Origin of the sequence: Flavobacterium sp. (genome assembly GCF_044373165.1) — a bacterium.
Taxonomy (GTDB): Bacteria; Bacteroidota; Bacteroidia; order Flavobacteriales; family Flavobacteriaceae; genus Flavobacterium.
Map to the genome: position 1 here is coordinate 1 of NZ_JBILQL010000084.1, position 10,590 is coordinate 10,590.

General features: G+C 34.6%; 8 protein-coding genes and 2 pseudogenes. All 10 read left to right on the forward strand.

Annotated elements, in window-relative coordinates:
• Positions 1 to 700 (forward strand): annotated as a pseudogene (locus ACIQ32_RS10050) (UDP-glycosyltransferase); the annotation flags it as partial.
• Positions 697 to 1,839, forward strand: coding sequence for a glycosyltransferase family 4 protein (locus tag ACIQ32_RS10055; protein ID WP_396195561.1), 1,143 nt, complete (start codon positions 697 to 699; stop codon positions 1,837 to 1,839). The pseudogene ACIQ32_RS10050 and the gene ACIQ32_RS10055, both read left to right, overlap by 4 nt.
• 277 nt (positions 1,840 to 2,116) lie before the next feature.
• The gene (locus tag ACIQ32_RS10060; RefSeq protein WP_396195562.1) at positions 2,117 to 2,938 is read left to right on the forward strand and encodes a formyltransferase family protein; all 822 of its coding nucleotides are present in this window, start codon (positions 2,117 to 2,119) and stop codon (positions 2,936 to 2,938) included.
• On the forward strand, positions 2,935 to 3,870 hold the full coding sequence (locus tag ACIQ32_RS10065) for a polysaccharide deacetylase family protein (protein ID WP_396195563.1): 936 nt from the start codon (positions 2,935 to 2,937) through the stop codon (positions 3,868 to 3,870). Before ACIQ32_RS10060 ends, ACIQ32_RS10065 begins: the two co-directional genes overlap by 4 nt.
• Positions 3,871 to 4,068: 198 nt before the next feature.
• A complete protein-coding gene (locus ACIQ32_RS10070; RefSeq protein WP_396195564.1) occupies positions 4,069 to 5,613 on the forward strand; it encodes a glycosyltransferase in 1,545 nt (514 codons plus the stop codon).
• Between the two features lies 1 nt (position 5,614).
• A complete protein-coding gene (locus tag ACIQ32_RS10075) occupies positions 5,615 to 6,622 on the forward strand; it encodes a glycosyltransferase family 2 protein (RefSeq protein ID WP_396195565.1) in 1,008 nt (335 codons plus the stop codon).
• Between the two features lies 1 nt (position 6,623).
• On the forward strand, positions 6,624 to 7,742 hold the full coding sequence (locus ACIQ32_RS10080) for a glycosyltransferase (RefSeq protein ID WP_396195566.1): 1,119 nt from the start codon (positions 6,624 to 6,626) through the stop codon (positions 7,740 to 7,742).
• A complete protein-coding gene (locus ACIQ32_RS10085; protein ID WP_396195567.1) occupies positions 7,739 to 8,812 on the forward strand; it encodes a glycosyltransferase in 1,074 nt (357 codons plus the stop codon). Before ACIQ32_RS10080 ends, ACIQ32_RS10085 begins: the two co-directional genes overlap by 4 nt.
• A 1-nt stretch (position 8,813) precedes the next feature.
• The gene (locus tag ACIQ32_RS10090; RefSeq protein WP_396195568.1) at positions 8,814 to 10,160 is read left to right on the forward strand and encodes an O-antigen ligase family protein; all 1,347 of its coding nucleotides are present in this window, start codon (positions 8,814 to 8,816) and stop codon (positions 10,158 to 10,160) included.
• Positions 10,132 to 10,590, forward strand: a pseudogene (locus ACIQ32_RS10095) (glycosyltransferase family 1 protein); the annotation flags it as partial. The gene ACIQ32_RS10090 and the pseudogene ACIQ32_RS10095, both read left to right, overlap by 29 nt.

Consider the following 10,590-nt stretch of genomic DNA (forward strand, 5'->3'; position numbering starts at 1 on the left):
TTTTGATTTGAGTAAACTTCAAACCCAATCAGCGTTTTACAGTAACCATAATTTAGACGAAGGCAAAACTTATTTTTGTTTTTCGGGCGACGATGTTACTACTTCACCAAATGACCAACATTATTTAGAAGATGCTGCCAAAGCAGTAAGGAATCTCAATCAAAAGGGATATAATTTGGGTATTATTTTTAGAAAATGTCCGGTCGATTTTTCAAAACGATATGATCCTGTTTTGGCTGAGTTTTCGGATTGTGTAGTGCCAATTGCTCCAAAATGGATAAAGAAAGCTGAAAATTGGAACACAATTTTACCCACTAAAGCCGATTTGGAACTTCAAATGAATACCATCAATAATACAGCTTTTGTTATCAATTTAGCTTCATCAATGGTTTTCGATTATGTTATTTTTAAAAAACCTTGCGCCTATATCAACTACGAAGTTAAAGACGGAATACCCGGTCGAACGGCAAAGGACATTTATAGTTTAGTTCATTTTAGGTCAATGACATCCGACCAGTGTGTAGCTTGGATCAACGGACAGCAAGAAATGGAAACCGTGATATTGTCTTTGCTGACTCAGAATAATGAAGTCATGGTTCACAATGCCAACCAATGGTTTGAGAAAATCAATCAGCATCCGCCACAAAAAGCTTCCGAAAGAATTTGGAACGCCATTTCCAATATAATAGAAGAAGGATGAAAATAGGTTTCTTAACACCTGAGTTTCCGCACCCGGAAATGGGAGTGTCCGGAGGTATAGGTACAAGTATTTATAATTTAGCCAAAGGTTTATTGGATTTGGGGCACGAAGTTTCAGTCATTATCTACGGACAAAAAACAGATGAAACTATTGTCAAAGAAGGCATCACTTTTTATAAAGTAAGAAATTCAAAACTAAAAGGATTCTCGAGATATTTAACCCAAAAGAAAATCCAAAAGTTAATCAATACTTTGGTTAAAAGCGGCAAAATAGAGATCATTGAAGCTCCCGATTGGACCGGTATTACTTCCAACATAAAGCCTATTTGTCCTCTTGTCATTCGATTAAACGGTTCGGACACTTATTTCTGTCATTTAGACCAACGCCCCGTGAAATATGTCAATCGAATAATGGAAAAGATGGCTTTGAAGAGAGCGGATGGTCTATTGTCTGTTAGCCGTTACACTGCTGAGGTTACCCAACAATTATTTCATTTGAAACGAACTTTTGAGATCATACCCAACAGTATTGATGTGGATAAGTTTGTTAAAGACAATAGTGTGTCGGAACAAGAAAACACGATTTTGTATTTCGGGACATTAATTCGCAAAAAGGGTTTGTTGGAATTGCCGTTTATTTTTAATGAAGTGATCAGAAAAAATCCAAAGGCCAAATTGATTTTGATTGGCAGAGATGCTGCAGATGTAATAAGTGGCGCCAAATCCACTTGGAGTATGATGAAGCCTTTATTTACAGAAGCTGCAGAAAAACAGGTGTCTTATTTGGGAAGTGTACCTTATGCTGCCATCTCACAACATATTAATGCCGCGACGGTTTGTGTTTTTCCAACTTTTGCCGAAGCATTACCCGTTTCTTGGATTGAAGCTATGGCTATGCAAAAAGCGATTGTTGCTTCTGATATTGGTTGGGCTAATGAAGTAATTGACAACAATGCAAATGGCTTTTTAGTTAACCCCAAAGCACATCAATTATATGCCGCAAAGATTACAGAGTTGTTAGATGATGTTAATCTTAGAAAGGAATTTGGCTTGCGAGCTCGAGAAAAGGTTTTACAAAAATTCAGCATAGCTGTAGTGGCTAACCAAAGTGTTGACTTTTACCGGAAATTTATAAAATAACTTATCTTCAAGAGGCAATAGGTTTTAGTAGTATACCCTAATTTTCTGCTTAATTGAATACCTTGCCAATTTTTAATGTTATTGCCATCAAAACTTTTTTATTTAAACTGATGGGTAAATTTTTTTCAGACTTCATTCGTTTAAAAAGGAAGAGCCTTGGTTAACATGGTTTTGTCCTTAAATCAAATTATAGGAATAAAGAAATTATTTATCTAATTTTGGATGGTTAAGAGAGCGAAAACCTCTTTACTTAAATTAGGATTATACAAAACCGTGAATGAATGTAGTTTTACTTACAGGAAGTGAATTAAGACATGAGTTTTTTAGAAAATTCATTGCACACGATAATCATATAAACGTCTTAGCCTCCTATTGTGAATCTTCTAAAGGAAGTTTAAGGCAATTGGTCAGTGAGGATAATGTGAATAATTTTCGCAACCAACATCTTGATGCTCGGGATAAAACTGAAATTGATTTTTTCCATCTTTTTTGCGATAAAATAACGGATCAATCAAATCCAATTTTCATACAAAAAGGCGAAATAAATGATGATTGCCATGTTAAGTCAATTATTGCGTTAAACCCCGACTTAATTATAGCCTATGGTTGTTCAATCATTAAATCAGAATTACTGTATCGTTTCGAAAGAAGATTTATCAATATACATCTGGGATTGTCTCCCTATTATAGAGGGTCTGGTACTAATTTTTGGCCTTTTGTTAATAAAGAATTACATTTCATAGGCACCACTTTTATGTATATTGATGCAGGTGTAGATACCGGAGAGATCATTCATCAAATTAGAGCTGAAATTATTTTTAACGATACTATTCATCAAATTGGTAACCGACTGATAAAAGATTCTTTTATAACCTGTGTTGAATTGGTCAAAAACTTTACTGCTATCCAACCAATGCCTCCCTTAGCGTTTGATAAAACCAATGAAAGATATTACAGGAAAAAGGATTTTACTGAGGACGCACTAATTATAGCCTATAACAACTTAAAACAAGGACTGATTGATGATTTTTTAGAAAATAAAAACACTTTATATGATCGTTATCCTATAATTTCAAATCCATTTTTTGATACCATATGAAAGCAGTAATGTACCATTATGTTAGACCTTTTGATTCGTCTTATCCAAATTTTAAAAATTTGCATATAGAAGACTTTCAAAAGCAATTAGACTACTTTGAAGCGGAGTACGGTTTTGTAAAAAGGGAAGACTTTTTGAGTTCATTTGAAAAAAAGGAGTTGCCTAAAGGGGTTGTTCTAACTTTTGATGATGGTTTAAGTTGCCATTATGATTTTGTATTCCCCGAACTGAAAAAAAGAAATTTATGGGGCATTTTTTATATTCCTACTTTCCCATACACAAATCAAAAAATTTTAGATGTCCATCGAACGCATTTATTGCTGGGGAAATATAATGCCAATGACTTGTATTCCTATTTAACAAGTATTGTAAATGATTCGATGATCGACAAATCAAAAGTTGATGAATTTAAAAAGTTTACTTACAATACTCAAATCAACGACGAATACACATTAATCTTTAAACGAATGACAAATTATTTCATTGATTACAAGTATCGCGAGAGGGTAATGGATGAATTAATGAAGTATTTTTTTCCTAATGAAAACGAATTAATCAATTCATTTTATGTAAGTGAAAACCAAATAAAGGAAATGCACGAAGGAGGAATGATTATCGGGAGTCATACGGTAAATCACCCCGTAATGTCTCGATTGAATGAACTTGATCAAAGACAAGAAATAGAAAATTCTTTTGAATTTTTGGAGGATATAATTCAAAATAACGAATTTAAAACCTTTTGTTATCCTTATGGCGGCTTTCACTCATTTAATGACCTAACAGAAAAAATTCTGAGTGAAAATAATTGCCAATGTTCATTTAATGTGGAACATCGTGATATTAACAGCAATGATTTAATCAATCGAAAACAAGCACTGCCAAGATACGATTGTAACTATTTTAAGCACGGTCAAGTAAGAAATTTTAATTGATGTAAAAACGGTAAAGATTGTTTCTTAGCAACCCTGATGTTTTTAAGCAGATTTCATTATCGGTTCTCATTAAATATTCAATAGCTAGTAAGCTTAAATTAAGCCGAAGAATAACCGTAAAATAAATTTCTTGTATCAAAAGGTTGGTTTTAAAGAAACAGAAATCATTACTTTTGCTACACTTAATTATAAAGTCTGATGGGAATCAAATTAAACGAATATATAACCAAATCCGGCGAGGTCATTCTGTACAACGGCAAACCCGATTTTACTCTTTTGGAAACACTATCACAAGGTTTCGGGGATGTTTGGCACAGTTCATTAGATCAAGGATTTAAAAATATTTTCCCCGAAATAGTATACCAAACGGCTACCTTTTTTTGGTTTGTTAAAGATTTGGAAAACTTAGACTTGTGCATCAATTGGAGAATCAACCCCAACCAGTTTGCGGTTCGTAAATCGGTTTGGGAAACCTTAGGCGGTTTTGACGATGAGTTTAAAAATCCCATACTGCAAGCCTTAGATTTTGGTTACAATACGGTAAGAGGCAATGGCGGAATAGTGCTTTATGCCAAAGGACTTTTTGAGGCAGTTAAAGAAGAAAATCTTACCATAACTACCAAAGATCGGTATGCTTTTTTTATTAAAAATTTCAAGATTGACCATGCCATTTTTATGGTGTATAGAAAAGGACTTTGGAATTTGAAAGAATGGGCAGCCTTATTTTACGCCAAAAAGAATTTTAAAAAGAAACACCAAAAAGCCATAGTTCAAGCAAGAACATTGGAACCACTGCAAGGTAATCCGACCGTAAGTTATATCATTCCAACCATGATGCGACAGGATTTTACATTACAATTGCTTTCGGATTTGCAAAACCAAACCTACAAGCCAACTCAAGTAGTGGTGGTTGATGCCACTCCTGAAAACCAAAGAGATGAAGCCTTGTACAATCAGCAAAAATTCGATTTCGAGTTAATCGTAAAATGGCAAACCACCAAAGGCAGTTGTCGTGCCCGAAACGAAGCTATCGAGTACTGTAAAGGGGATTATATTATTTTCGGAGATGACGACATCAGAGTACCACCGGATTATGTTGAGAATCACCTGCGCTTTTTACAAACTTACAAAGCTGATGCTTGTAATGGTTTAGACATTAGGGCTGATCACCAAAAACAAACCTTGGAGGATTTGTATCAAAAATTAGAAAATTACGGGGATAACAGATTTCGCTGTGGTGCTGCGCCACACATGAACAATGCTAACAATTGTGTCAAAAGAAAATTTGTCAATCAGGTGGTAGGAAACGATATTAATTTTGACGGCGGTTATGGAGAAGACAATGATTTTGGTTTTACCTTAACCGAAATCGGAGTGGTGGTTTTGCAAAACCCGTTCTCCACCAATTTGCATTTAAAACCACCACAAGGCGGTTATCGCTTTTGGGGCAGTCAGGCCAAAGTGTTAGGGAAGAAAAGAAAAACCCAACCCTGGGAATTGGATACGCCGGTAAAGCGAATTCGTCCGGTGCCTAGCCCTACAATTATGTATTATTTTCACAAACATTATGGTGAAAAGTTAGTCAATGAATACCGTCATAAATATTTCTTTCTCTATTTGTTCAAAGGACCAAAATGGCGTATACCTTTCAAGATTTTAAACTTGCCTTACCGTCATTTACAGTTTAATAAATCGGTTTTTTATGCCAAAAAACTAATGGCACTCGGAAAACGAACAAAGTAGTATGAAATTTACACTCATCATTTGTACTTATATGCGTCCGCAACCGCTATTGCAACTACTGCAATCGGTTAGCAAACAGTCGTTGTATCCCAATGAGATTTTAATTGTTGACGGTTCTAAAAATGAAGCTACTAAAGTGATGCTTGGTCAAAATAGTTTTGATAACCTGCATTATTTTTTGGTAACTGAAGCCGATAGGGGTTTAACCAAACAGCGAAATTTTGGAATACAACGAGTAAATGAATCCAGCGATATTGTTTGTTTTTTGGATGATGATACCATTTTGGAAGAACATTATTTCGAAGAGATTATCAAAACCTACGAACAATATCCACAAGCCTTAGGTGTTGGCGGTTACATCAATAATGAATCAAAATGGACTGCCGTAGGCAAAAATTATCTGCCAAAACCCGACGAATTTTATTTCGACGGTTGGAAGCGAAAAGACGGAAGCCGATTTGTTTTGCGCAAAAAATTCGGATTGGATTCTGACAAAAAGCCTGGTTATTTACCCGAGTTTTCTAATGGTCGCAGCATTGGTTTTTTACCGCCATCGGGAAAAATTTATGAAGTAGAACAATTAATGGGAGGCGTGTCTTCGTTTAAAAAATTGGTTTTCAAGGATTTCCAATTTTCTACTTATTTCGAAGGTTATGGTTTGTATGAAGATGCCGATTTTACTTTAAGAGTATCCAAAACCGGTAAACTCTATGTCAATACTAACGCACAGTTAGGACATTTTCACAATCATTCCGGTCGCCCAAATCAATACCAATACGGTAAAATGGTAGTGAGAAACGGTTGGTATGTTTGGCGGGTTAAGCATCCCAAACCGTCGTTGAAAGCCCGATTAAAATGGAATGCGATTGTATTATTATTGACATTCATTCGATTTAGCAATATCTTTACCACTAACAAGCGAAAAGAAGCTGCAACCGAGTTTTTAGGACGCCTTATGGGTTGGTTCAGCTTGATTTTTAATAAACCCAACATTCAATACAAAGTTTAAGATGACTTTTTGCCTCATTACACACGTGGTTCATGGCTACGAAAATGGTCATTATTATGCCTATTCTCCTTATGTTAAGGAGATGAATGTTTGGTTAAAACAAGTGGATAAAGTAATCATAGTGGCTCCCATTAAACTAACAGAAAAAAACAAGATTCACCTTACTTACCAACATTCGAATATTGAGTTTAGAGCTGTTCCCGACTTCAATTTTACTAATGCAAAAGCCATTTTAAGAAGCTTGTTGTTATTGCCCAAATTATTGTGGGTAATTTACAAAGCCATGTCCGATTCCAATCACCTTCACCTGCGATGTCCCGGAAATATGGGCTTGTTAGGCTGTATTGTTCAGATTTTTTTTCCGACTAAGGTTAAAACCGCGAAGTATGCCGGCAATTGGGATGGAAAATCCAATCAGCCGCTAAGTTATCGTTGGCAGCGTTACATATTGAGTAATACTTTTTTAACCCGAAAAATGCAAGTTTTGGTGTATGGTGAATGGCCCAATAGTTCACGCAATGTGAAACCTTTTTTTACAGCAACTTATTTTGAGCAAGATAAAATGCCAATCTATAAAAGGACATTAGATTCAATCATAAATTTTCTGTTTGTAGGTACTTTATCATCCGGAAAGCAACCGCTGTATGCTGTTCAATTGGTTGAGAAATTAAAAAATCTCGGTGCTAACGTAAGTCTTTCAATTTATGGAGAAGGACCTGAACGCAATCGAATCGAACAGTACATCATTGAACACCAATTGGTCAATTCGGTTATTTTACATGGAAATCAAGAACAACAAACGATTAAAGAAGCTTTTCAGCAAAGCCATTTTGTAGTATTGCCCTCCAAAAGTGAAGGTTGGCCAAAAGTAATAGCCGAAGGCATGTTTTGGGGATGCGTACCTGTAGCTTCAGCAGTTTCCTGTCTTCCTTCGATGTTGGGTTTTGGAGAGCGAGGTATTTTACTCACTATGGATTTGGATCAAGATGTGAAAACCATACATTCTCTTTTAATTGATGCCGAAGAATACCAAAATAAAGTCTCAAAAGCCGTAAATTGGTCGCGCCTTTATACTTTAGATTTTTTTGAGGCCGAAATTCAAAAGTTATTAGTTTCATGAGAATACTTCAAATTATAGATTCCTTAGACGTTGGCGGTGCCGAAAAAATGGCGGTTAATTATGCTAATTCTTTATCGGAAAGAGTTGCGTTTTCGGGTTTGGTTACCACAAGAAAAGAAGGTTACTTAAAAGTACAATTGTATCCCAATGTACCGTATTTATTTTTAAACCGAAAAAAACGGATAGATATCTCTGCCATTATTCGCTTGAGAGATTTTTGTAAAGAAAACAAAATAGAGTATTTACAACCGCACAGTTTTTCCTATTTTACGGCTCTTTTAGTAAAATTAACTTACCCTAAAGTTAAAATTATTTGGCATGACCATTACGGACTAAGTGAATTTTTAAGCAAGAGGAAACTATTGTTTTTAAAAATGGCTTCTTTCTTTTTTCACGGGATTATCGCAGTTAATTTTAATCTGAAAAACTGGGCCATAAAACGATTGAACTGTAAAAAAGTAATTTATTTACCTAATTACACTAAAATTGATCAAACCATTAAAAAAGAGACCATTTTGTATGGTGTTGAGGGGAAAAGAATTCTTTGTTTAGCAAACCTCAGACATCAAAAAAATCATTTTTTGCTTTTGGAAGTAGCAGAAAAATTGAAAGAATCAAATCCGGATTGGACGTTTCATTTGGTTGGAAATGACGCAAATGACGATTATTCTCAAAGGGTTAAGCAGCAAATCAAAGCAAAAGGGTTGGATCAAAATGTCTTTATTTACGGAACCAAAAATGATACGGTTAATATTATTAGCCAATCAGATATTACAATTTTGACTTCTAATTCAGAAGGATTGCCGGTAGCTTTGATTGAATATGGCTTGTTAAGTAAAGCAACAGTAACTACCAATGTAGGCGAAATTCCACTAATCATAACCAATGCTGAAAACGGTTTTGTTGTAGCCATAAAAGACGCTGCTGATTTTTACAATAAAATCATGAAATTAATTAATGATGAAAGTTTGAGAATTAAATTGGGTCAAAATTTGAATAAAACTATAATAGAACAAAATTCAGAGGAAGCAGTTCTTCAACAATACTTTAATTGGGTAGCTACGTTATAAGATGAATAGCAACGAAAAAAATTATATTCTTTTAATCCTTTTACACATTGTAATTGGATTCGTTATATTTTTTATTCCGGCTTTATCAAAACCATTGGCGGCTTTAGTTTTTTTGACAGGTTTGTTTTTTATTGTTAAAAACCAAAATAAAAATCAAGAAGTACTTTTGATTTCCGCTTACGTTGTTGGAAGTGAGATTTTTTTCAGGATGACGGGCGGTATTATTATCTATGAGTTTGCCAAATACAGTATCATTATTTTTATGATTATGGGAATGTATTACGATGGCTTTTCGAAGAATGCAATGCCTTACTGGTTTTTTTTAATTTTATTAATCCCCGGATTATTAGTAGCTACTGAAACCCTTAATTTGACAACCGATTTAAGGAAGACAATATCTTTCAATATATCCGGTCCGGTTTGTTTAGGGATTGCCTCTATATACGCTTATAACAAAAGAGTTTCTTTGACCAAACTTAATCAAGTTCTTTTGTGCATTGGTCTGCCAATCATATCTATTACCGTTTACCTTATTTTGTATACGCCTGATTTAAAAGAAGCTTTGGTTTTAGGTACAGGTTCAAATTATACTACCTCCGGCGGATTTGGACCTAATCAAGTGGCTACAATTTTTGGAATGGGAATGTTTATTTTCTTCTCAAGATTGTTGTTAGAATCTAAAACCAAATTGTTATTTGCGATAAATATTATAGTAACATTTATTATTACTTACAGAGGGTTAATTACTTTTTCCAGAGGTGGAATGATTACCGGCTTTGTAATGATTATTCTATTACTACTTTATTTATATAGGTCTACTCAACACCAGGGGAAATCAAAGTTGCATTTTTTATTCGGATTTATGGTGCTGATGTTTTTAGCCACATGGATTTACACTTCAAATCAAACAGACGGATTAATTGAAAAGCGCTATGCCAATCAGGATGCCAGCGGAAGGGTTAAAGAAAGTCAGTTTACCGGTAGAGAGGAAATCTTTACTAATGAAATTAATTCCTTTATAGACAATCCGATTTTTGGTGTTGGAGTAGCCAAAGGGGTAGAAATCAGAACTAATCTTACCGGAGAAGTTGCCTTAACTCATAATGAAATATCAAGAATGTTAGCCGAGCACGGATTATTTGGTATCATGGCACTATTGATTTTATTTTTAACGCCGATTATATTGTTCTTAGACAATAAACAGCACATTTTTTTATGGTGTTTTATGTTGTTTTGGTTGTTAACCATTAACCACGCAGCGATGAGGTTATCGGCAGCTGCTTTTGTTTATTCCTTAACTTTGCTTAAAGTTTACATCAATGAAGAAAGTCCTTTGCATAGGAAATAATTTAGTCAAACACGGCAATACGGCTACTTCATTAGTTGTTCTGGGAGAATTGCTCGAACGAGAAGGTTACACCATTATTTATGCCTCTTCCCAAAAAAACAAGTTACTTCGAATGTTTGATATGGTGTTTAAAACCATTCGTTATGCCCGAAAAGTTGATTATGTTCTTATTGATACTTACAGCACTGTAAATTTTTGGTACGCTTTAGTCATTTCCCAGTTATGTCGTTTGCTCGGTGTTAAATATATTCCTAAATTGTTAGGAGGTGATTTGCCCAATCGATTAGAGAGAAGTCGTTTTTTTTGTGATTTGATTTTCAAAAATGCTTATCAAAATGTTGCGCCTTCAATGTATCTCTACAGCGTTTTCAAAGATAAAGGATATGCTAACTTATTGCACATACCAAATTCATTAGAATTGGGCAATTAT

What these genes read in the sequence shown, in the direction of transcription:
- ACIQ32_RS10055 (WP_396195561.1), top strand. Translation starts at nt 697, where the DNA reads ATGAAAATAGGTTTCTTAACACCTGAGTTTCCGCACCCGGAAATGGGA.
- ACIQ32_RS10060 (WP_396195562.1), top strand. Translation starts at nt 2,117, where the DNA reads ATGAATGTAGTTTTACTTACAGGAAGTGAATTAAGACATGAGTTTTTT.
- ACIQ32_RS10065 (WP_396195563.1), top strand. Translation starts at nt 2,935, where the DNA reads ATGAAAGCAGTAATGTACCATTATGTTAGACCTTTTGATTCGTCTTAT.
- ACIQ32_RS10070 (WP_396195564.1), top strand. Translation starts at nt 4,069, where the DNA reads ATGGGAATCAAATTAAACGAATATATAACCAAATCCGGCGAGGTCATT.
- ACIQ32_RS10075 (WP_396195565.1), top strand. Translation starts at nt 5,615, where the DNA reads ATGAAATTTACACTCATCATTTGTACTTATATGCGTCCGCAACCGCTA.
- ACIQ32_RS10080 (WP_396195566.1), top strand. Translation starts at nt 6,624, where the DNA reads ATGACTTTTTGCCTCATTACACACGTGGTTCATGGCTACGAAAATGGT.
- ACIQ32_RS10085 (WP_396195567.1), top strand. Translation starts at nt 7,739, where the DNA reads ATGAGAATACTTCAAATTATAGATTCCTTAGACGTTGGCGGTGCCGAA.
- ACIQ32_RS10090 (WP_396195568.1), top strand. Translation starts at nt 8,814, where the DNA reads ATGAATAGCAACGAAAAAAATTATATTCTTTTAATCCTTTTACACATT.